We start from the raw sequence: 20,111 nt of genomic DNA, 5'->3' as shown, positions 1-20,111 counted from the left end.
TGCATGACAGACCGCGTGGCCTGCGATATCTTCGATCCGCAGCGGTATCTGGCCGAAAACCCCGAGGCGCGACAATCGGAACTGCACGCGCTGGCGCATTACCTGGCCGTGGGCGATGCGCAGGGCGCGATCCCGGTGCATTACGCCGACCTGGGCCTGCGCCGCGCCGACGGGGTCACGATTGCCCGCCCCGACGATCTGATGGCCGCCATCGCGGCGCTGCCACCGCAGGAGGCCCAAGGGGCGGTGCTGGATATCATCGTGCCGGTCTATCGCGGGCTGGACGAAACCCTGTCGTGCCTATGGCACGTGTTGCGCGCGCGCGACGACCTGGCGGTCGAACTGGTGGTGGTAGATGACTGCTCGCCCGAGCCCGAGCTGAGCGCCGCGCTGCAAACCCTGGCCGACAGCGGCCATGTCACCTTGTTGCGCAACGACACCAACCAGGGCTTTGTCAAAAGCGTGAACCGCGGCATGCGCCTGCACCCCGACCGGGATGTGATCCTGCTCAACTCCGATACCGAGGTCTATTCCGGCTGGGCCGACCGGATGTATCGCACGGTGCAGGCCGACCGGATGATCGGCACGCTGACGCCGCTGACCAACAACGGCACGATTTGCAGCTATCCGCATTTTCCCCATGACAATCCGCACACGCTGGAGCTGGATTATCAGACGCTGGATGCCATCGCGGTCGAGGTGAACGCCGAGGCCGAGCCGGTGCCTGCCCCCACCGGGGTGGGGTTTGCGATGTATATTCGCCGCGCGGTGCTGGAGGCGGTGGGCTATTTCGATGAAGAGGCCTTTGGCACCGGCTATGGCGAAGAGAACGATTTCTGCCAGCGCGCGCAGGCGGCAGGCTGGCTGGACATGATCACGGCCAACGTGGTGATTCGCCACCTGGGCAACATGTCGTTCCAGGGGCAAAAGGCCGAAAGGGTGCGCCATGCAACGGCCGTGATCAACGAACGTTATCCCAAATACGATGCCCGCGTGCAGCGGTTCATCGCCGCCGATCCGTTGCGCCCGCACCGCGCGCGCCTCGATCAGGCGCGGATGGCGCGGCTGGTGGGGGCGCAGAACGTGCTGGTGATCTCGCACGGGCGCGGCGGCGGCACCGAACAGGCCGTGCAGGAAGAGTGCGATCGTATGGCCCGCGACGGCATTTCGGTGTTTCGCATGCGCGCCGACAGCCCGCGCCGCGGGCGGGTCGTGCATTTTCATGCCGAGGCCCCGGATCTGCCCAACCTCAAGGCGCTGGATCTGGAGCGTGACCGCGAGGCCATCATCGCCCTGTGGCGGGAACTGGGCATCACCCGCGTCGATCTGCATCACCTGGCCGATTTCGGCCGGTTCGGGGCGCAGAAACTGCACCGCCTGGTGCAAGAGGCGGGCCTGCCCTGGCGCTATGTCATCCACGATTACCTGCCGGTATGTCCGCGCATCAACCTGGCCGATCAGCACGGCGTCTATTGCGGCGAGCCGGGCAGCGAGGGCTGCGCGGCCTGCCTCAAGGCGTTGCACTCGGAATTCGGCACCGTCGATATCGACTGGTGGCGCGCCGAGAACCGCAGGCTGCTGGCCGGGGCCGAGGCCTGCGTCGTGCCCGACCGTGACGTGGCCGAGCGTTTGACGCGCTATTTTCCGGAAATCGCCATCCGGGTCGCGCCGCATGGCACCGCCACCCCCGGCGCGCGCGCCGTGAAACGGCGCAAGGGCGCCGAGGATCTGCGGGTCGGCGTGATCGGGGCGATTTCTGAGATCAAGGGCTTTACCTATCTGATCGATTGCGCGCGGTTGATCCAGGCGCAAAAGCTGCCCCTGACATTCGTGGTGGTGGGGTTTACCAAGAATGACGAATTGGCGGCCGAGGCTGGGATCGAGGTGGCCGGGCGCTACAGCCATGACACCCTGTCCGAACGGCTCGAGACGCTGGGCCTTGACGTGATCCTGCAACCCTCACGCTTGCCCGAAACCTATTCCTATACGTTGTCCGCCGCGATCGAGAGCGGGTTGCCGATCGTGATCTTCGACATCGGCGCGCCGCAGTCGCGGTTGCGTGACCTGGCCGTGCCCGATGCCCATATCCTGCCGCTGACGATCACACCGCAGCAGATGGTCACGCATCTTGATACGATGCGAAAAGCCCGTAGCGTCCGAGGCCATGTAGTCTGAGGCTATCAGGAAGGACCGTTTCGACCTTCAGCTGTCTCGCAGCTCCAATGTGATCCCCGGGAAGGGCGGCGGCATCAGCGTCTGGTTTCGGGATACCGGTACCGGCGTCACACGCGCGCCCGTCGGAAATCGACAACTTCAGCAAGAAGATGGTTTAGCGCGGTTATTCGACCTCATGGTTTCAGCCTTCGGGGCGCTCGGGTTTCGGCCCCAGGCCAAGGCGGAACATCAAGAGCTGATCGGCCAGCGCGAACCGTTTCAGGCGCACCACTGTCTGTTCCTTCTCGATCATCGCTTCCAGCCGGGCCAGCGCCGGGTCTCTTGCCCTGCCGGATCGGCGTTGACGAACTTTCCGGTCAAATCAACGGTGATGCCCAGACGGGTTTTCAGATCCTGTTCCAGCCGGTCCAGCCCATCCACGCCATAGACCCCGTTAAGCCCGCGCGCGGCCACCACTGCGCGCTTGACCAACTCGCCCCGCGGCACATCGGCGACCTGCGAATAGCCACGCAGCCTGCGGGTCGCAAGATAGGCGCAATAATGACTGTGGTAATGATCCAGGATGAACTTGCGCCGCGCCGGGGTCTCGTTGCCGAAAAATACGTGTCCGGCCCATGTTCCAGCGCCATGCGCATCCCTGTGCGCTCAGGCTTGGCAAGCTCTTCGGCACTCAGGCCCTCGCCCTGGCGGCGCAGGTAGAAATAGAAGGACGCGATGCGTTCCAGCGGGTCGCGCAGCACGGTGAACACGAACCGCGGCTCCGGGCAGGGTGTCCAGCGCCTCCCAGTCGATATGCCCGGAATAGAGCCGGTATCCGGGCGGCATCTGCGCCACCCCGCGGGCGGCCTGGGTATGCACGCGCACCGGCGATACGGCCTTTGCCCCGACCACGCGGGCCAGTTCGGAATGGATGGTCTGACCTGCTGTCTTGGGGATATGCAGAAAGACGATGGTGGTGTCCGTGGATGCGGTCATCGTCATTTGGTCCGCAGGTCGACCACATCGAGGGCAAAGGGTTCCACATCCTTCATCTGGTGCAATCCGGCCAGAAAGCCCTGGATATCCGACGGGTCCAGGTGATCAAGCTGCCAGGGCGCATAGCGCCACCATCTCAGGCGCAGCAGGGGGGTCACGAATTGCGGCGCCACGCGCCATTTGCGGATCTGCGCGGGATTGCCCGCCACCACCGCATAGGGCGGCACATCCTTTGTCACCACCGCATGGGCGGCCACGATGGCCCCATCACCGATGGTCACGCCCGCGCCGATATAGGCCCCGTGACCAATCCAGACATCGTTGCCGATGGTGGTGACGCGTGCCTTGGTGGGCGGGCCCTGAAAATCAAACTTGTAGCTGTGATAGCCTTCGGCCCCTTCGAACCCGGTGCCAAGATCGAACAGCCGTTCGCCCAGATAGAACGCCGGGCTGGTGGATACCCATGTGGTGGGATGGTTCTGGCGGCCGATCTGCACATCCTCGCCGAACGAGCAGTAGCGGCCGATCTTGGCCCCAAAGCAATAGCCCGACACCTGGTAAGAGAACGCACCCAGCTCGATCAGATACTCGTACTGCGTCCATTTCAGGCTTGAGGGCGCCTCGATCACCGTGTGCCTGGGCAGGTTCACCTTGCCGCCAGGACGATTGAGCACCTCGACGCCACGCGATTTCAGCCAGGATATCGATACTGTCTCGTTCATCACGTTTTTTCCGTTGTTGTTCCGGCCTGTTTCCGTGTGCCTGCTGGTGTCTTGTCCCGAGTTTCGGTCCGTGTTTCGGCCCGCTTGCCTGCCGGTATCTCCGCCTGTGCTTCGGCCGGGTCGCGGGCCATGCAGTCGCGCACGGTTTGGGCCAGATCGGCCTCGAGGTCAAAGGGCATCTCGATCCCGTTCTCCGCTGCGCGCACCGCCGCCCCCTGCGCGCCCAGTCCGAAGGCCAGAACCGGCAGGCCGGTGGCCAGCGCTTCGTGCACGGTAAAGCAGAAGGTTTCCGGCCAGACCGAGGGGATCAGCCAATGGGTGATGCCATGCCGCTGCGCCAGTTGGGGCAGGTCGGCCACGTGGTAATCGCCATGCACGGCGATTGTGCCCGGCAGATCAAAGGCCGGATCGATATTGCCGATCAGCACAAGGCCCGGCCCGTGACCGTCCTGTGCGCGCATGGTTGCAAGGCGCTGGACCACGGCGGCACCCTTTTGCCGCCCGATATTGCCCAGCACCGCCAGCACCGGGGGCGCGTCGGGGGCGGGGGCAGGCAGGCGCGGCACCGCGTGACGCATGACATGGGGCCGCCGCACGATGCGATCGGCCAGATCCGGCCAGACCGCGGCGACCTGCGCCGCGCTGTCCTCCGAGAACACCACCAGGTCGGCGCGGGCGGCAAACGCGGCCCAGGCCGATTGCCAGTCCTGTAGCGTCACGATGCTGCCATCGGCGCGGCGCGCGGTATGGGCCGGATCATCGCGCGGGGTGCCCACGGGACCACGATACGTCCAGTTGCTGTCCAGCAGCGTGTAGGACGGCGACAACGGAAGGTAATCGTGAAACAGCATCTCGGCATGATCCTGTGGCCCGGTCAATGCCACCAGCAGCGCGGGCAGGTCCACCGGATCGGGATCGCCCACACCGCAGGAATAGATCACCGCCTTGCGCGGCAGCAGGCCCAGCAGGCGGGTGATTTCTGCGGCCTCGTCGCCATAGCCGGTGATCCGGCCCTGCGGCGTGACCAGCTCCAGCCGCCAGCGATGCGCCGTGCCCACCCGCAGGATGACCGATGGATGCCCCGACTCAAGATCGTCGGCCACTCGACGTTCCAACCAGTGATCGGCCCCGCCGCCCATCGCATGAGCCATGTAGACCGGCACCGCGCGATCCGCGTCCAGCGTGCCGACCCAGGCCAGCCCCAGCGCCAGCCGCGCGGTCAGCGCCGGATCGGCGGCGATGAAATCCTGCACGCTTTGATCATATCCGGGATAGCGGCGCGCCGCGATGGCGTTGTTCTTTGCCACCAGCGCCGCCTTTTCATCCGAGCCAAAGCTTTCGCCGCCGCGATGTTCGACGAACAGACCCCGGCAAGCCCAGGTGCTGCCCGCCAAGGCGCGCGGTCTTCTGGCACCAGTCGACCTCTTCGCCGTATCCGCGCCCGAAAACAGGATCGAGTGCGGGCAGGCGCGCCAGCCAGGGCCGCCCCAGCGCCAGGCAGAACCCCACCCCGGTTGGGGCCACGACCTGGGGGGCGTCCGGGGCGATGCGCGCGGCCACGGCGTCGATGGCATCGCCCTGACCGGGTCGCAGCATTGTGCGTGTGCAGATCGCGGGCACCGAGAATATCTCGGCGTCATTGGACATCGGCGTGACACTGGCCACCGTGGGGTCGCTCAGCGGCGCCACCAGCCGACTGGCCCAGCACGCAGGCACCAGAGCGTCGGAGTTCAGCAACACCACCGCCCCGGTGGTGTCCCTGTCCTGCAGCGCATGGACCAGCCCGCGATTGACCGCCCCGATAAAGCCCAGGTTTTGCGGGTTCTCCAGCAGGTCGACCTGCGCGCGGCTGGCGGCCCAGTCACGCAGAAAGGGCAGGATGCGGGTATCGGTCGAGCCGTCCTCGACCAGGATCAGCCGGTAGGGCAGGTCGGTATGGGCCTCGACCCGGGCCAGGCACTCCTGCAACAGATCGAACGCGTTATAGACCGGCAGCACGATGTCGATGCGCGCCGCGGTCTGCCCGTGCGTAGGTGCGGGTGCTGCATCGCCAGGCAGCAGACCCGCAGCGATCGCACCGCCCGATTGCGGCAGCCCCAGCCCCAGCCGGTCCTTGATGCGGGCGCGATGGACGGGGTCGCCGGTCAGCGCCAGGCCCACCATCGCGGGCAGCGGGCGCGATGGACGGGGTCGCCGGTCAGCGCCAGGCCCACCATCGCGGGCAGCGACCGCGTGACTGCGCGGGCAAACCCCAGGATCAACCGCGCACGATGGCGGCGGGGCAGAGCCGCAGGCAGGCTGAGCGGATCGACCTCGGCCGCGCCGGGCAGAGGCGTGACGATCAGACCCGGTGCCTCGCTGTTGCGCAGGATGGCCGGGCTGGCGGGCACCGACAGGTCGAACCCCAGCGTCGGCGGCAGGCCCAGGGCTGTGGCCACATCCTCTCGGCGCAGGGTGGGGGCGCCGGACACCTCGGCCCCGGCCAGCATCAGCCGCAGCCGCGCGGCCCGCACCCAGCCTGTCACCCGCAGGCGACCCGCGTGCAGGCGGGTGGCATCGACATAGCCGATGACCTCGCCGGTCTGATCGGTGATCGACTGCCGGGGCAGGGTGACATCCATGTGCGCGGCGGCGTATCGGGCATAAAGGCTGATCAGACGCCGCAGCATCGGGCAAGTCTCCAGAACGTGTTTTCCCGGCGGGAAATCTTGCCTGCCGACCTCGTTCTAACCAGCACGCGACGCGCCCTGTTGCAAGTGAGAAATCCCACATATTCCTGCGCGCGGCAGGCTGGAGCATGGCTGTACCGGGGCATCTTTCGCGCCCCCATGGGCAATGCTATGACGCCTGAAGGCCACCAGCCGCCCATGACGGGATACGGGGCAGGAGCCCGCAGCGGTCAGATTGGAGCCAGGTCACCATGGACACAGCACAAAGGCACGACATCGGACAGGGCCTGATGGCGGATCTGTGGAGCTCCACGGACCCCATGACCCCCACAGCCCCCGGCGGCATCAGCATCCTGGCCTTTCACGGCGGCGGCGGGGTCGATGGCAATCCCGCGATGATGGCCCCTTTCTTGCGCCTGCTGACACAAGGCGGCCTTGCAACCCACCCAATCTGCGTGACGGTGCCGCAATATCGCACGCTCAACCGCGACAGAGCCGTGTTCGACGATATGCGCGCCGATGCGGCCCGGGCGCTGGTCTGGGTGCAGGGCCAATTGCCCGAGGATGGGCGGCTTTTCGTGCTTGGGGCCTCCTTTGGCGGGCTCTTGGCGCTGGACGCGGTGATGGGTGCGCCCGCGGCGGTGCAGGAGGCAGTGTCCGGGCTGATCCTGCTGAACCCGGTCACCGATACTGGCCCCGAGGGATTTGCCAACCGGGTGCTGACGCCCGTGGTCCACACCGCCCTGTCGCCGCAGATCCGCTATGCCGGGCATCCGCTGACGGGTCGGTTGCGCTGTCTGATCGCCCATGGCGGGCGCGACGAGGTGGTGCCGATCGCCCAGGCCCGCCGCTTTGCCGCGCTGTGGCCCAAGGAGCAGTGCAGGTTTCGGGGCTTTCCCGATGCGGGCCACGGGTTTTTCAACAAGCCCGCCCAGGCCGCCACCGTGGCACAGGACGTGCGCCGCTTTGTCGGGCTGCCCGACGCGACCCAGGCATCAGAATCGGCAAATAAATCACCCGCAAAACCAGCCGCCGCGAAAAAACCAGCGGCAAAGGGCGGCAGGCTGCTGCCCGAGGGCGCCTGCATGGCCTATGGTATCGGGGCGCAAAAGGCCGGGACAAGCTGGCTGTTCGATTGCCTGAGCCAGAGCGACGACTGCCACAGCCTGCCCACGAAAGAGCTGCATTATTTCGACGCGCTCTATGACAAGGGCGAGGCCGGGCATATGACCGACCGGCTGGCGCAATTACGCCGGACCGTGGCCGAGATGACCGAAAAGGTGGACCCGGCCAACCGCGCGCGCCTGCGCCGGGCCCGGCTGCTGGTGGACCGGCTGTCGATCCATGCCACCACGCCGGGCGATCACCGCCCCTATGTCGAGCACCTGCTGACCGGCTATGACGGCCAGCGGATCATCTGCGATTTCACCCCGTCCTATTCCGTGCTGGACAGCGACGCCTTTGCCCAGATGGACAGCATCAGGCCTGGCGCGGTTCATCTTCATTCTGCGCGACCCGGTCGAGCGGCTGTGGTCGCAGATCCGCATGTCCAACAGCGCCAAGGCCAAGAAGCTGTCCGATGCCGCCTATCTGGACAAATGCATCGGGCACGCGCGCGAGTTGCTGGCCCGGCGCAACCCGGCCCGCATTCCGCGTGTCGATTACGCCCGCACCATGACCGCGCTCGAGGCGGCAGTGCCTGCCGAGCGCATCCATTATGCCTTTTACGAGGATCTGTTCACCCAAGACAGCGTGAACCGCATCTGCGCCTTTCTGGGCATTGCCCCGGTGACGGTGCAGGCCGACAAGCGGGTCAACCTGGGGCGCAGCACCAGCCTGCCGCCCGAGCTGGCCGCGCAACTGGCCGCAGCGCTGGCCCCGCAATACACCGCGGTGACGGCCCGATTTGGTGATGCTGTCCCGGCCAGTTGGCGCATGGCACCGGATAAAGGGCAGGGCCGCAAGCCGGGCGATGGCCTTGTCGGCAAGGCGATGCGGCTGAGCAACCGGCTGCGGGCGGGCAAGGCGGCGGCACTGCTCGACGCTCCGGTCCCAGCATCGACGACGTCTTCCAGCTGGCGTTAGCTCGGCAGCTCCCAGCCCTGCTGCGCCGCAGGGCCTGCACGCGCCAGCTCGACAGCACTGCCCAGGGTCGACCCGTCGCAGATCGCCACCGCGACAGGCGACGCGAACCACTTGCCGAGCTGCCCGGCGTCAGACCACGCCGCAGACGAGCACGACCCATCGGGCGCGCACTATGTCATGAGTGCCGCGCGACATGCCCTGTTCTGCATCGGAAGTAGCACTCTCGGCGACGCAGTCCCACTACCGATGCGCGATGGACGCGCCGCCACGCTGGGTCGGCGCGCAGCGATCGTCGGCCTGCCGGTGGCAGCCGGATGGTGGCCTGTTTCCCGACAGTTTCGGAAAATCCTGGGCCGTGCCCTCTGTGGTCACGCGGCAACAGGACCGATGGGCGGCCGATCTGCCCATGGATATCGACGATATCAAGGGCACATGGCTGTTCGCCGAACTGTTCTATGCCCATTTCGGCCATGTCCTGACCGACATGCCTGCGCGTCTGTGGCCGTTCGAGGCCGGTCTGGTCGATCCGGGCCAGATCGACGGCATCCTGGGGCAAGGGTTGTTGGGCACCGGGCCGACGGGTGCAAGGTTTCCGTCCTATGCCCGGCAGGTGCTGAACGGGATCGGGATTGCCGACGATCAGATCCGGTTTGCCGACAGGCCCGTGCGGATCGAGCGGCTGATCGTGCCCCGCCGCATCGCGCCCTACGGGGCGCTTTGGAACCCGGTGTTTTCGCGCATGATGCGCCAGGCGGGGGGGCGTATTGCCGCCGATGCCCGCCCCGGCGACACGCCCGCGCGCCTGTGGCTGTCGCGCAGTCGGCTGACCGACGACAGCCGCGGCGGGCCGGGTCTGGCCGCGCTGGACGGGCTGATGGAACGCCACGGTTTCACCGTCATCCATCCGCAGGAATTGCCCTTTGCCGACCAGGTCGCCCTGGCGCGCGGGGCCACGCATATGGCGGGGCCTGTCGGATCGCAGCTGCACCTGTGTGCATTCTGCACCCGGCCGGGGGCAAAGGTTCTGACCATCGCACCCGAGTATTTCAAGCTGGATATCAACGGCCAGATGCTGCGCGACATCGGCGGGGACGAGACGCATTTCCTGATCCCTGGCCAGCAGAATGCGGGCCGACGGCACAAGGCAACGTGGCACTGTGACAGCGCGTTGGAGGACGGCTTTGCCGCGCTTGTTTCAGACTGGGCAGCAACCAGCCCGGTCTGAACGGGCCTTACCCCCACACGTCAGGCCCGGATAAAGCGCACGCCGCTGCTGTCGATCATCGCCGCGGTCAACCGCCCCGTGGCATAGGCCCCGGTGTCGGTGGCCACGCGGCCCTGATCGGCGGTCGGTTCAGGCACGATGGTATGGCCATGCACCACCCAGATACCATCGCGGCGCGGGGTGCGGTCAAAATCGGGATGGCCCCACAGCAGCGCCTGTTCGGATTGGTCCGCCAGCGGCAGGGCCGGATCGGCCCCGGCATGCACCACCGCCACATTACCCGATTGCCAGAGCAGAGGCCGCGCGCGCAACCAAGCCTCGCGCCGCGCGCCCAGGGCCGATTCCAGCCTGTCGCGCAGATCACGCCAGTCGTCATCCCCGGCCCCGGCCGAAGGCGGCGTGATGCGAAAGCTGGCCACCGTCTGCATCCCGCCGTGTTTCATCCAGCGCGGCCCGCAGCGGGCGGGGGCATCCAGGAAATCCAGCATCATGCGTTCGTGGTTGCCCATCAGACAGATCAGCCGGTCGGGATCGGCCTGCTGACGCGTCATCAGCAGGTCGATCACCCCGGCGCTGTTTTCACCGCGATCAACGTAATCGCCCACGCAGACCCTTGTGGCCGGGTCGCCTTGGGCGTCCAGCCGGTCCAGCAGGCGTTCCAGCAGGCCATCGCTGCCGTGGATGTCACCGATCACCGCCAGCGGGACATCCGGGGCAGGGGCGGCATCGAACACCGGCGATGGCTGTTTGCGCAGGAATGAAAACATGCTGCACAGATATGGGCTTTTGTGCCCCGCGCCAAGCCGGTTCGGGGCAAAACCTGTTGCAATGCTGCCCCCGGCTGAGATGAAGCACAAGGAATGCCGGACCCTGGGGGGATCGGTCTGAATTGATCGCGGCGGTGCCATGCGGGCCGGTCCCCTCGGGATACTTGCCCTGTCTGGCGCGCGGGATTCATGGGCCGTGTCGGTCGTGCGGCACCGTGTCGCCTGCGGGATGTGTCCTGTAAGGGGAAATGGGCCTGTAAGGGTTGCTTGGGGATATTTGGACGTATGACATTCTTTCGCTTCTGCCTGCTGCTGGTGGCCATGACCGGGCTTGTCGCCTGTGGCGGCACCGGACCCGATGCCAGCCGGATCGCCGGCACGCCCGGTGCGCAGGCGGTGGACCGCAGCGGCACCGAAGAACCCTTTGTCCTGGTCGATGTGGGCATGAATTTCGCGCAGACCCTGGCCAGAACCGTGTCCGAGACGAACTGGCAGATGCCCAATGGCGGCCCCACCAGTTTCACGATCGGGGTCAGCGATGTGCTGGATATCTCGATCGTGTCCAACAATGACGCCGGGTTCATCGATTTTGCCCAATCCACCATCAACCCCATCGCCACCACGCCATTGCCGCGCCAGGTGGTGGCCGAGGATGGCACCGTGGCGGTGCCGCTTCTGGGCCGCGTCACCGCGCGCGGGCGCAGCGTGCAGGCGCTGGAAAGCCTGCTGACCCAGCAGTTGTCCGAGGTGCTGGTGAACCCCACCGCCTTTGTGCAACTGGTCGAGCGTCAAAGCGCCACCGTGTCGGTGATCGGTGATGGCATCACCAGTCCCGGCACCTATCCGATCAACCTGTCGGACCGGCGGCTGCTGGACATCGTCGGGCGCGCGGGCGGACCTGCGGGCGCGGCCGAGGACATCATCGTTTCCCTGTCGCGCGGCGGCACCACCTGGCGTGCGGTGCTGCGCGATGCCTACGGGACGTCGCGGCTGAACCCCTATGTGCGCAAGGGCGATCTGATCTCGCTGGAACCGCGGCGCACGCAGGTTCAGGTGATGGGGGCCACCGGGTCCAACGCGCTGGTCACGCTGGAGCAGGTCGATGTATCGCTGATCGACGTCCTGGGCGAGGCGGGTGGCCTGACCACACCGCGTGCCAGCCTGAAGGGCGTGTTCGTCTATCGCCAGGCCCCGCCACGCGAGTTGCAGGCCATCGGCACCGACCTGAGCAAGTTCGTGGGCCGCACGCAGGTGCCCACGATCTATCGTTTCGACATGACCGATCCGCGGGCGTTCTTTACCGCCAAGGCATTCCGGATGCGCGACGACGACATCCTGTACGTGTCCGACAGCGCCAATGCCAAGCTGGCCAACTTCTTTGGCATCACCGGCTTTTTCACCCCCAACCCGGCGGCCTATGTGCAGGACGCCCGCGATCGAGCGAATTGGAAATTGATCCTGGCACAGAGGCAGGTGCTTGGCCCAAATGACCAAACCGGATAAAGCGACATGATGCAAAGCCCCAACCGACCCACCGACATCATGGCCGCCCCCGGCGCGCGCCTTTCCGAAGCGCGTGACGAGGACAGCATCGACCTGAGCGTGCTGCTGCGCATGTTGTGGGGCGGCAAATGGGTCATCCTTGGCGCGATGCTGTTCTGCCTGACGCTGGCGTGGTTCTTTGCCAGCCAGCAGGTGCCGGTCTATCGCGCCACCGCCAGCGTGATCTTTGACCAGCAGCAGCGCAAGCTTGCTTAAACAGACGCAGAGTGGTGGCCGATCGCAATTACGAACGCGGGGCCGATCTGCAAAACCAGATCGAGGTCCTGCGCTCGACCGCGCTGATCGAGCGGGTGATCGACACGCTGAACCTGGGCCGCAACCCCGAGTTCAACCCCGCGATGGCCCCCCCGCCCGAGCCGGGCTGGTTCGACTGGCTGACCCTGCCGCCGGAACTCACCGAAATGCTGCAATCCATGGGGCTGGCCAGCCTGCCGCCACCGCCGCCCGATCCCGCCCTGCAGGAGCGTCGGTTGCGCCTGGCGATGATCGACCGGGTGCGGGACGGTCTGCAACTGACCGCGGTGCGCGGCTCGACCGTGATCCAGATCGGATTCGTGGCGAAGACCCCCAACACGGCGGCCCAGGTCGCCAACGCGATCGCGGATCAATACATCGTCGATCAGCTTGAGGGCAAGCTGGAGGCCACGCGCTCGGCCACGCAATGGCTGAGCGACCGGGTGCTGGATTTGCAGGAACGGGTGACAGTGGCCGAGAACGCCGTGGCCGAGGCCGAGGCGCGACTGGCCACCGATGCGGGCCAGACCGTCGAGATCACCCAGGCGCAACTGACCGAGTTCAACGCAGCCCTGGGGGCCGCGCGCGCCCGCGAAATCGAGCTGTCGGCCCAGGTCAACCGCCTGCGCCAGGCGCTGGCCGAGGGGGCCGATGTCGGAGCCGTGCCCGAGTTTCGCCGCACCGTGCTGATCCAGACCTACCGCGAGGAAGAAAGCGATCTGATGTCGCAAATGGCCGCGCTGCGGTCGAGCGTCGGGCCCGATCACCCCTCGGTGCGTCGGCTCGAGGCACAGCTGGACGAGACCCGGCGCAAGATCATGGCCGAGGCACGACGGGTGGTGGCATCCGTCGCGGTCGAACGCGACGCGGCGCGCGATCAGGTGGCCGAACTGGCCCGCCGGGTGCGCGACCTGGAAGGCAAGGCGCTGGATCAGAGCGCGGCTGCGATCGAACTGCGCCAGCTGGAGCGCGAGGCCCAGGCCTCGCGGTTGCTCTATGAGAACTTCCTTGGCCGGTTGCAGGAAACCTCGCAGCAGGAAAGCCTGCAATCGGCGGATGCGCGGGTGATTTCCCCCGCCGAGGTGCCGCGCGGCCCGGTGACCGATGGCAAGCGCCGCCTGCTGGCGATCGGCGGTGTGGCGGGGCTGGTGCTGGGGGCGGGGCTGGTGTTCCTGCTGGACCGGCTGAACAACACCTTCCGCAGCCCCGCGCTGGTCGAGGATCAGTTGCGCCTGCCGGTGCTGGCCAGCATCCCGATGATCCCCGGAACCGACAACAAGCGGCGCAAGATCGTCGAGCATTTCCGCGACAAGCCCGGCTCGGCCCTGGCCGAGGCGATCCGGGGGTTGCGCACCTCGATCCTGTTTTCCAATGTCGATGCCCCGCCCAAGGTGGTGATGATGACATCCTCCACCCCGCGCGAGGGCAAGTCGACCACGGCCGTGCTGCTGGCGCTGACCAGTCAGCAGATGGGGCGCAAGACCATCATCGTGGATTGCGACCTGCGCCTGCCCGCGGTGTCCACCCTGATCGACATCGACGCCGACCGGCCCGGCCTGATGGCCGCGCTGAACGATCCCGACGCGCTGGAGGATGCCGTCAGCACCGAGGCTGAGACCGGCCTGCATGTGCTGCTGATGCGCGCGGGTGACACACGGCCCACCCAGAACGCCGCCGACATCCTGTCGTCGCTGAAGTTCCGCACCCTGATCGAGCGTCTGAAAGCGGAGTATGACCTGGTGGTTCTGGACACGCCGCCAACCCTGGTGGTCAGCGATTCGCGCATCGTGTCGGGACTGGTCGACGGGGTGGTGTTCTCGGTCAAATGGGATGACACGCCGCGCGGCGCCGCGTCAGAGGCAGTCAAGCAGTTGCACGGGATCGGCGCTCCCATGGTCGGCGTCGTCATGACCATGGTGAACGAGGCAAAAGCCGCGAAGTATTCCTATGACGGCTATGGCTATGGCTATTACGGCGGCCAGTATAAAGATTATTATGTCGACTGAGATCGCCCTGAGGTTGAATTCTGTAATTCCAATGCCGTGAAATATGGCAATCCGCAAAGAACTATAAAGTGGCGATCATAGAATTGTTGCTATTTCGTTAATGTCCGCGATATAGAAAGGGCGAGCCTGCCAATGTGCGCACGCACTAAAATTGATTCATCCAAGGACGCTCGGCTTTTCGTGTCCTTCTAAATCTGTGGGGATATAATGGCGAATTTCAAAGCGACTCTCGCGGCAGAAGCCTTCAACGGCACCGTTGGCGTGCGCGACAATGCCAACTATGAGGCAAACCAGGTTGGTGGCGTGACCGTAGACGTCCTGAACGGGGGCACGCGCAACACGGCCGAAGGTGACACATATTCCAACATCGAGCGCTTCCTGCTGACCAATATCGGTGGTGAGGTGGACCGTTTCATCGGCAGCAATGCCGACGAGACCGTGCATGGGTTCGGCGGCTCGAACGTGATGTCTGGCGGCGGCGGCAATGATGCGCTTTATGTCGTATCGACGACCTCCGAAACCCGGAAAGCCGGTTGAACGATCCGGCCATGTGCAAAGGTCCAGACCGCGCCATCGGCACCCATTGTCACGACCGTTTCGACATCGCCGAGGGCCGAAATCTCCCGGTTCAGAGCCTTTTCGAGGGCAGCGGCCTCTCCCTCGTTCAGCAAGAGCAGATCGATCAGGGGCAGCATTTCCCGAACGGCGTCCACATCGAACGGGGCGGCTGAATAGACACCGACCTGACGCTGTTCGTCAATAGCACACAGATTGCGACATCCGAGTTTGGCGTAACACCGGATGGTACAGGTGGAAGCGTGTACATCGCCGATTGGGATGTGCTGGACGGCACGTTCGACCTGTCGCAGGCGATCAATTTGATCGACAGCGGCGTCGAGGCGGTGAGCTGGTCGCGGGGCCGCGACACCGGCGGCATCACCCTGACCGAGGAAATCATTGATCAGGACAGCGGCGAAACCGCCTATGTCGAGACCTTCGTCAATGACGGAGCGAGCAATATCGGCGTCGACACCCTGGTGAACTACTACAACCAGGATTTCCAAACTGTTCCAGACCGTGCGCACCAATGACAACGGGCTGAACATCACCGACATCTACGATCCGGCCACCGGCGTTACTCTAGAGCAGCAGTTCTTCGATCTCAGCTCTGGCAGCAGCGCGTTCGACTTCGAGTTCCGTAGCCTGGTCAACGACAGCACCGGCGCGTTGACATATCGCATCACGCAATATGACAACGACCTTCTGGAAGAGCAGCTGTTCAATTCTGACAGCGAAGTCACCTATCAACTGCTGATCGACAACAGCTTTGACGGGTCGTCCTTTACCTATGACAGCATCGAGGAATTCTACGAATCCGACGGTACTGGCATGGTGCTGCGCTCCCGGTCGACCCTGAACGACGCGACCGAGAATTTCGTGTCGGTGCAGGAATTCTTCGACGAGACCGGCGCCTTTGATTACTCGATCTCGACACGGGGCAACGGGCTTGTCCGGATCGAAGGGTCGAACGATGATCAGACCATCGAAGCTACCAGCGCCACCGAGGTGATCGTGGGCAGGGGCGGCACGGATACCTTTGTTTTCGCAGGGGATATCGGCGACACCTATATCAATGCCTTCGACAACGTCGATTCCGATCTGCTGGACCTGACGGCCTATGGCATCGACAGCCGCGACGCGCTGGAAGACGCCGGTGCGCTGACATATGACGCGGGCAACGGCCAGCACATCATCGACGTGTCGCAGATCGGCGGGGACGGCATGATCTATCTGCGCGGGACGCAGGATGCCGACCTGAACAACGACGATTTCATCTTCCTCTAAGGCTGCCGCCACGCAGGCATCACAGGTCCTGCAAACAAAACCGGCCCCCGCAAGAGGGCCGGTTTTTTGTCGGTAATGTTAGCGGGGGCCGGATCCAAGGTCAGAGCTGCGCCAGGATTGTGCGACACCCAGCCCCAGGAGCCAGGCAAAGACCCCGGCCAGGGCCGGCATTTGCAGGCTGAAATCGAACAGCGCGTGAAACGCCGCCAGCAGGAAACAGGCCAGCGAGATGGACACTGGCGTGCGGTTCTGGCGCCGGTCGCGCACCCCGCGCCACAACCGCCAGCCAATCAGCGCCAAGGCTGCATAGAACACCAGCGCCGCGGGCAGGCCCAGTTCGAATGCGTTTTCCAGGTAGGAATTATGCGCCATGTCCCATTCGCCCATCGCCGCCTCGGCCGGAACCGAGGCACGAAAGGCGGTCTGAAACCCGCCCAGACCGTGCCCCAGCAACGGACGATCCGCGATGGCTTGCACGATGGCGGGAAACACCGCGAAACGCCCCGCCTCGTCCGAGGTGGTCACCACCCGGTTCATCGTGCCTGTGGCTGCCGACAGAAACACCGCGCCCACGATCACGCCGACGATGACAACCGGCACCCAGGAGGCGCGATTGCCGCGCTGCACCCGCGTGGCCAGCAGAACCAGAACGCCAACGATCGCCGCCGCCGCCCCGCCGCGCGACAGCGACAGCATCAGCGCCCCGCCGGTCAGGGTCACACCCGCCAGCCAGATCCAGCCACCTGAAATCATGCCCTGCAACATTCCCGCCATGGCATTGCTGCGCCCGGTTTGCCCATGGCTGGCCGCCCGCAACAAGAGTGCCAGGCACGTCACGAGCCCGAAGCCCGCGAAAGTGGCGTAATTATTTCGGTTGACGAAACTGGCCGACACGTTGCTGTTGCCCAGATCACCCAGGATCGGATTGTTTCCGGTCACGGCGGCATAAATCCCGAACCCCGCCAGCGCCATGGAAAACACGGCAAAGGCCCGCAGGTAGCGCAGGGCCAGATCCTTATCCGCACTGACCCGCATGGAGATCCAGAACACCATGGCATAACTGGCCAGGCGCATCAGCATATGCAGCCCTTGCGCCGGATCGGCCGCAACCCTACCAGGGCTGTCGGGGACCAGTTGCCAGACCGGATGGAACCATGACGCAGGCAGAAGCGACGGGGAAATTTGCACCGTGCCCCATAATAGTACGGCCATGAACAATATCGCGGGCAGCCAGATCTGATTGAATACCGGTGGGCGTCTTTGCAGCAGGTCAAAAAGTAACAGAATTGCAAAAAGCCCCATCACAGCCATGGCCATCAAGGTCCAGCTCACCGGACGATTTGCGCCCAGTGCCAGGGTGGCCACCATCAGAACGACCAGAAGTGCCCAACCAATAAGCGCCTGGGCCTGCAGAATTGCTTTTTGCACCAAAACTTCCTCCTTGCGGCGTTAACCCCTAATGGACAATCGAATTACGAAGGTCTATACAAACTAAGAGATTGAAACCTATTTCGAGGCGGATTCGTGAAAAAACTCTTCATCACCATGGCATTGGCGCTGAGCCTGTTTACAACAGCGCCCGCGGCCCAAGCGGCCACGATGACGCTGCAACAGCAGCGCAACCAAGTTTACCACGCGCTCGGAGACATCCTGACCGAGGTGCGCACTGAATTCGATGCTGCACAGGCGGACTTCCGGGCTTCCAGAGACCGTGCCGAGCGGGATCTGCTGCGTCAGAAAATTCGCAGCCTTCGCGCACGGTTCCAGTTTCTCGTGACAACCCGCCGCATGGCGCGCAACTTTTACAATGCTACGCAGCTAGATACGCTGATCGTACGTTACGATCTGCCGGTCAGCGCAAGTTGATTCAGATCGAATAGTTTGCAAAGGGCCTCTGCATCGCGGGGGTCTTTTTGCATTTACGGCGGTGCAAAACAGGGCGTTACGATCCGGGTTCCGGCACATCCAGCCCCGACATCTTGAACTGCTCGGTATAGTAGTCCAGATCACCGTCCCGATGATGCCGGGCCACAGTTTCCAGATCGCGACCGATCGCGGCGCGGTCCTTGTCGGTCAGGATATCGGCCACATCGTCGGTCAGCGGGTCGAACAACACCAGCACAAGATCCAGACGTTCCGGAGCAAGCGAGAAATTATTCGGTGCCAATTGCCATGAGGCGCGCAAGGCATCGCGCGCCCCGGTAATGTCGCCCGCATGAATTCGCGCCATCGCCATCACCGCCCAACCATGGGCATTGCCCGGATTCAATTCCAGACTTTCGCGCATAAGGGCAACCGCCTGTGCGCCGCGCTCGGCAACGACATCGGCAGGTGCCGTTAGCCGGTCGGGATCTTCACCATAGGGCAGCAGATCGGCGCGCGTATACGATACCGCCTGCTGCATCAGGTAACTGGCGCGGTCATACATGTCGGCGCCGACCGCTAGGATCGTCTGGTCAAAGACGTTCTCGCGGCGCAATTCGGCGTTGAAGGCCGGCGCGTTTGCCACCAGAACCACCACAGATCCCACCCCGGTCAGCAGGATTGCAACCGCGCTTGTCGTGATCAGAAATCGCTTCATGGCGTGACGCGCCCCCGTTGCTTGTCTGATCGTTTATGCGTCGGGACGCGCTTTTGGGCAATGCCAAGGGCATGAGAATCTGGACAGATCATTCTGTCCGATGATTCGAATTTTCCCACAATTGATCATTCGGGTGTGAAGTTGATGAACCTGAAATAGATAATGTTATACATGAAACAGCTCTGGGTTGCTTTTCAGTGCCAGTCCTTCGACTGTTTCTGCGGTGCTGCAATCCAATTGCCCGGTACAGTCTTATGAATACTGGGGCTTCGTCCCGGGGCATGCTGCGGACACATGATGGCACGCTTGGGCATACCACATTGCCCGAACCGGATCACCAAGATTAACTTCTTGATATCAATGCCTTTAAAATCCATCTTGACGACCGCAGGTCATCAGAATCGCAAGTGCGCCAACCGGATGGCATAGACATGCAAGCGCCATTTGCACAAGAATCGTCCAGCCTTCGGGAATTGTCCAGCATCCAAACAGTCAACCGTTGCACTGATTAAAGAAGATTAATAAGTTCTTAATTGTTGCTGCTGCGTTTATTTTCGGGGGACAATTATCATGAGCCAAGCTGATTTCCATTACGAATCCACCGGCGAGTCGCCGAACCTGCGCAGGCAGCTTCGTCCCATCAAGAAAATCACTTTCCGCGTGTTCAAGATGGCCTTTGACAAACTTGTTGCCGTGCTTTGCCTGCCGATCATAGCGCTGGTCGCCCTGATCCTTCTGGTGCTGAACCCGATCTACAATCCCGGCGCGCTGTTTTTCAGCCAGACTCGCATGGGGCGTCACGGCAAACCGTTCCGGATGATCAAGTTCCGCACCATGATCAGCACCGATCAGGTGACACGCGGCCATTCCGACGGGGTAGAACACGCGCGCATCACCCGGCTTGGCCGTATCTTGCGGAAATACCGCCTCGACGAATTGCCGAACATGATCAACGTACTGCGCCATGAGATGAGCGTGATCGGCCCGCGCCCCGACGCTTGGGATCATGCAACCGTCTTTGCCGCCAAAGTCCCCGGCTACATGGCCCGCCACGCGGTCTTTCCAGGCATCACCGGCCTGGCCCAGGTACGCCAAGGCTACGCCGAAGGCATCGATCAGACCGTGGCCAAGGCGCGACTGGACCGGGTGTATATCCGCCAGCAGGGGTTCGGATCCGAATTGCAGATCATCCTGGACACCATCCGCGTGATCCTGTCGGGGTTCGGCGCGCGCTGAACGGTCAAATCCGGTCGGAAGCATTTTT

The 20,111-nt window shown here is 64.1% G+C and carries 21 protein-coding genes and 2 pseudogenes; 13 read left to right on the top strand and 10 right to left on the bottom strand.

The window, feature by feature from the left end; all coding sequences use genetic code 11:
* Positions 1-3: 3 nt before the first annotated feature.
* The gene (locus ACQ651_RS20725) at positions 4-2,175 is read left to right on the top strand and encodes a glycosyltransferase (RefSeq protein WP_430450440.1); all 2,172 of its coding nucleotides are present in this window, start codon (positions 4-6) and stop codon (positions 2,173-2,175) included.
* 288 nt (positions 2,176-2,463) lie between these two features.
* Here ACQ651_RS20725 and ACQ651_RS20720 read toward each other — a convergent pair whose 3' ends face one another.
* The 6 genes from ACQ651_RS20720 to ACQ651_RS20695 form a co-directional block, all read right to left on the bottom strand.
* A complete protein-coding gene (locus tag ACQ651_RS20720; RefSeq protein ID WP_430450439.1) occupies positions 2,464-2,661 on the bottom strand; it encodes a hypothetical protein in 198 nt (65 codons plus the stop codon).
* A gap of 159 nt (positions 2,662-2,820) precedes the next feature.
* Positions 2,821-3,150 (bottom strand): hypothetical protein, encoded by a 330-nt coding sequence (locus tag ACQ651_RS20715; RefSeq protein WP_430450438.1) that lies wholly within the window; start codon positions 3,148-3,150, stop codon positions 2,821-2,823.
* Between the two features lie 2 nt (positions 3,151-3,152).
* On the bottom strand, positions 3,153-3,872 hold the full coding sequence (locus ACQ651_RS20710) for a CatB-related O-acetyltransferase (protein WP_430450437.1): 720 nt from the start codon (positions 3,870-3,872) through the stop codon (positions 3,153-3,155).
* Complete coding sequence (locus ACQ651_RS20705) at positions 3,872-5,266, bottom strand: hypothetical protein (RefSeq protein WP_430450436.1); 1,395 nt, start codon at positions 5,264-5,266, stop codon at positions 3,872-3,874. The genes ACQ651_RS20710 and ACQ651_RS20705 overlap by 1 nt, the downstream gene beginning before the upstream one ends.
* Positions 5,193-6,035 (bottom strand): glycosyltransferase family 2 protein, encoded by an 843-nt coding sequence (locus tag ACQ651_RS20700; protein ID WP_430450435.1) that lies wholly within the window; start codon positions 6,033-6,035, stop codon positions 5,193-5,195. The genes ACQ651_RS20705 and ACQ651_RS20700 overlap by 74 nt, the downstream gene beginning before the upstream one ends.
* Positions 6,017-6,541 carry a hypothetical protein gene (locus ACQ651_RS20695; protein WP_430450434.1) on the bottom strand — a complete coding sequence of 175 codons (525 nt, stop codon included), beginning with the start codon at positions 6,539-6,541 and terminating at the stop codon, positions 6,017-6,019. Before ACQ651_RS20695 ends, ACQ651_RS20700 begins: the two co-directional genes overlap by 19 nt.
* Before the next feature lie 251 nt (positions 6,542-6,792).
* On the opposite strand from ACQ651_RS20695, the pseudogene ACQ651_RS20690 reads away from it, so the two are divergent.
* The 4 genes and pseudogenes from ACQ651_RS20690 to ACQ651_RS20675 all read left to right on the top strand — a co-directional run.
* A pseudogene (locus ACQ651_RS20690) lies at positions 6,793-7,221 on the top strand (alpha/beta hydrolase); the annotation flags it as partial.
* 718 nt (positions 7,222-7,939) lie between these two features.
* Positions 7,940-8,266: pseudogene (locus ACQ651_RS20685) on the top strand (hypothetical protein); the annotation flags it as partial.
* A 210-nt stretch (positions 8,267-8,476) separates the two neighbouring features.
* Positions 8,477-8,626 (top strand): hypothetical protein, encoded by a 150-nt coding sequence (locus tag ACQ651_RS20680; protein ID WP_430450548.1) that lies wholly within the window; start codon positions 8,477-8,479, stop codon positions 8,624-8,626.
* A gap of 193 nt (positions 8,627-8,819) precedes the next feature.
* Positions 8,820-9,851 (top strand): glycosyltransferase family 61 protein, encoded by a 1,032-nt coding sequence (locus tag ACQ651_RS20675; protein WP_430450433.1) that lies wholly within the window; start codon positions 8,820-8,822, stop codon positions 9,849-9,851.
* Positions 9,852-9,871: 20 nt separating this feature from the next.
* On the opposite strand, the gene ACQ651_RS20670 is transcribed toward ACQ651_RS20675, so the two are convergent.
* Positions 9,872-10,618 carry a metallophosphoesterase gene (locus ACQ651_RS20670; RefSeq protein ID WP_430450432.1) on the bottom strand — a complete coding sequence of 249 codons (747 nt, stop codon included), beginning with the start codon at positions 10,616-10,618 and terminating at the stop codon, positions 9,872-9,874.
* A 285-nt stretch (positions 10,619-10,903) separates the two neighbouring features.
* Here ACQ651_RS20670 and ACQ651_RS20665 point away from each other — a divergent pair, with 285 nt between their 5' ends.
* From ACQ651_RS20665 to ACQ651_RS20650, 4 genes are all read left to right on the top strand, one after another.
* A complete protein-coding gene (locus ACQ651_RS20665; protein ID WP_430450431.1) occupies positions 10,904-12,121 on the top strand; it encodes a polysaccharide biosynthesis/export family protein in 1,218 nt (405 codons plus the stop codon).
* A 6-nt stretch (positions 12,122-12,127) separates the two neighbouring features.
* Positions 12,128-12,376, top strand: a complete 249-nt coding sequence (locus ACQ651_RS20660) for a Wzz/FepE/Etk N-terminal domain-containing protein (RefSeq protein ID WP_430450430.1) — start codon at positions 12,128-12,130, stop codon at positions 12,374-12,376.
* Positions 12,377-12,390: 14 nt separating this feature from the next.
* Positions 12,391-14,421 carry a GumC family protein gene (locus tag ACQ651_RS20655; protein ID WP_430450429.1) on the top strand — a complete coding sequence of 677 codons (2,031 nt, stop codon included), beginning with the start codon at positions 12,391-12,393 and terminating at the stop codon, positions 14,419-14,421.
* Between the two features lie 207 nt (positions 14,422-14,628).
* Positions 14,629-14,958, top strand: coding sequence for a hypothetical protein (locus ACQ651_RS20650; RefSeq protein ID WP_430450428.1), 330 nt, complete (start codon positions 14,629-14,631; stop codon positions 14,956-14,958).
* Here the strand turns inward: ACQ651_RS20650 and ACQ651_RS20645 are convergent.
* Positions 14,916-15,134, bottom strand: a complete 219-nt coding sequence (locus tag ACQ651_RS20645; RefSeq protein WP_430450427.1) for a PfkB family carbohydrate kinase — start codon at positions 15,132-15,134, stop codon at positions 14,916-14,918. The two genes, ACQ651_RS20650 and ACQ651_RS20645, sit on opposite strands and share 43 nt — an antisense overlap.
* Before the next feature lie 105 nt (positions 15,135-15,239).
* Here ACQ651_RS20645 and ACQ651_RS20640 point away from each other — a divergent pair, with 105 nt between their 5' ends.
* Together ACQ651_RS20640 and ACQ651_RS20635 are read left to right on the top strand one after the other, a co-directional pair.
* Positions 15,240-15,512: a hypothetical protein gene (locus tag ACQ651_RS20640; RefSeq protein WP_430450426.1), complete on the top strand. Its 273-nt coding sequence runs from the start codon at positions 15,240-15,242 to the stop codon at positions 15,510-15,512.
* Positions 15,499-16,266, top strand: coding sequence for a hypothetical protein (locus tag ACQ651_RS20635; protein ID WP_430450425.1), 768 nt, complete (start codon positions 15,499-15,501; stop codon positions 16,264-16,266). Before ACQ651_RS20640 ends, ACQ651_RS20635 begins: the two co-directional genes overlap by 14 nt.
* Before the next feature lie 78 nt (positions 16,267-16,344).
* Here ACQ651_RS20635 and ACQ651_RS20630 read toward each other — a convergent pair whose 3' ends face one another.
* Positions 16,345-17,694 (bottom strand): O-antigen ligase family protein, encoded by a 1,350-nt coding sequence (locus tag ACQ651_RS20630; RefSeq protein ID WP_430450424.1) that lies wholly within the window; start codon positions 17,692-17,694, stop codon positions 16,345-16,347.
* 96 nt (positions 17,695-17,790) lie between these two features.
* Between ACQ651_RS20630 and ACQ651_RS20625 the strand changes: the two genes are divergently transcribed.
* Positions 17,791-18,132, top strand: coding sequence for a hypothetical protein (locus ACQ651_RS20625; RefSeq protein WP_430450423.1), 342 nt, complete (start codon positions 17,791-17,793; stop codon positions 18,130-18,132).
* A 76-nt stretch (positions 18,133-18,208) separates the two neighbouring features.
* On the opposite strand, the gene ACQ651_RS20620 is transcribed toward ACQ651_RS20625, so the two are convergent.
* Positions 18,209-18,847, bottom strand: coding sequence for a hypothetical protein (locus ACQ651_RS20620; RefSeq protein WP_430450422.1), 639 nt, complete (start codon positions 18,845-18,847; stop codon positions 18,209-18,211).
* Positions 18,848-19,417: 570 nt separating this feature from the next.
* Between ACQ651_RS20620 and ACQ651_RS20615 the strand changes: the two genes are divergently transcribed.
* Positions 19,418-20,083 (top strand): sugar transferase, encoded by a 666-nt coding sequence (locus ACQ651_RS20615; RefSeq protein WP_430450421.1) that lies wholly within the window; start codon positions 19,418-19,420, stop codon positions 20,081-20,083.
* The last annotated feature ends 28 nt before the right edge of the window (positions 20,084-20,111 follow it).

Source organism: Rhodophyticola sp., from assembly GCF_965284195.1.
Lineage (GTDB): Bacteria > Pseudomonadota > Alphaproteobacteria > Rhodobacterales > Rhodobacteraceae > Rhodophyticola.
This window is presented reverse-complemented; position numbering and strand designations above follow the sequence as displayed.

Excerpts from the sequence above, each read along its gene's own strand:
- ACQ651_RS20670 (WP_430450432.1), bottom strand. The coding sequence starts at position 10,618 with ATGTTTTCATTCCTGCGCAAACAGCCATCGCCGGTGTTCGATGCCGCC.
- ACQ651_RS20650 (WP_430450428.1), top strand. The coding sequence starts at position 14,629 with ATGGCGAATTTCAAAGCGACTCTCGCGGCAGAAGCCTTCAACGGCACC.
- ACQ651_RS20700 (WP_430450435.1), bottom strand. The coding sequence starts at position 6,035 with ATGGTGGGCCTGGCGCTGACCGGCGACCCCGTCCATCGCGCCCGCATC.
- ACQ651_RS20615 (WP_430450421.1), top strand. The coding sequence starts at position 19,418 with ATGAGCCAAGCTGATTTCCATTACGAATCCACCGGCGAGTCGCCGAAC.
- ACQ651_RS20660 (WP_430450430.1), top strand. The coding sequence starts at position 12,128 with ATGATGCAAAGCCCCAACCGACCCACCGACATCATGGCCGCCCCCGGC.
- ACQ651_RS20665 (WP_430450431.1), top strand. The coding sequence starts at position 10,904 with ATGACATTCTTTCGCTTCTGCCTGCTGCTGGTGGCCATGACCGGGCTT.
- ACQ651_RS20680 (WP_430450548.1), top strand. The coding sequence starts at position 8,477 with ATGGCACCGGATAAAGGGCAGGGCCGCAAGCCGGGCGATGGCCTTGTC.
- ACQ651_RS20675 (WP_430450433.1), top strand. The coding sequence starts at position 8,820 with ATGCCCTGTTCTGCATCGGAAGTAGCACTCTCGGCGACGCAGTCCCAC.
- ACQ651_RS20695 (WP_430450434.1), bottom strand. The coding sequence starts at position 6,541 with ATGCTGCGGCGTCTGATCAGCCTTTATGCCCGATACGCCGCCGCGCAC.
- ACQ651_RS20710 (WP_430450437.1), bottom strand. The coding sequence starts at position 3,872 with ATGAACGAGACAGTATCGATATCCTGGCTGAAATCGCGTGGCGTCGAG.
- ACQ651_RS20725 (WP_430450440.1), top strand. The coding sequence starts at position 4 with ATGACAGACCGCGTGGCCTGCGATATCTTCGATCCGCAGCGGTATCTG.
- ACQ651_RS20620 (WP_430450422.1), bottom strand. The coding sequence starts at position 18,847 with ATGAAGCGATTTCTGATCACGACAAGCGCGGTTGCAATCCTGCTGACC.
- ACQ651_RS20715 (WP_430450438.1), bottom strand. The coding sequence starts at position 3,150 with ATGACCGCATCCACGGACACCACCATCGTCTTTCTGCATATCCCCAAG.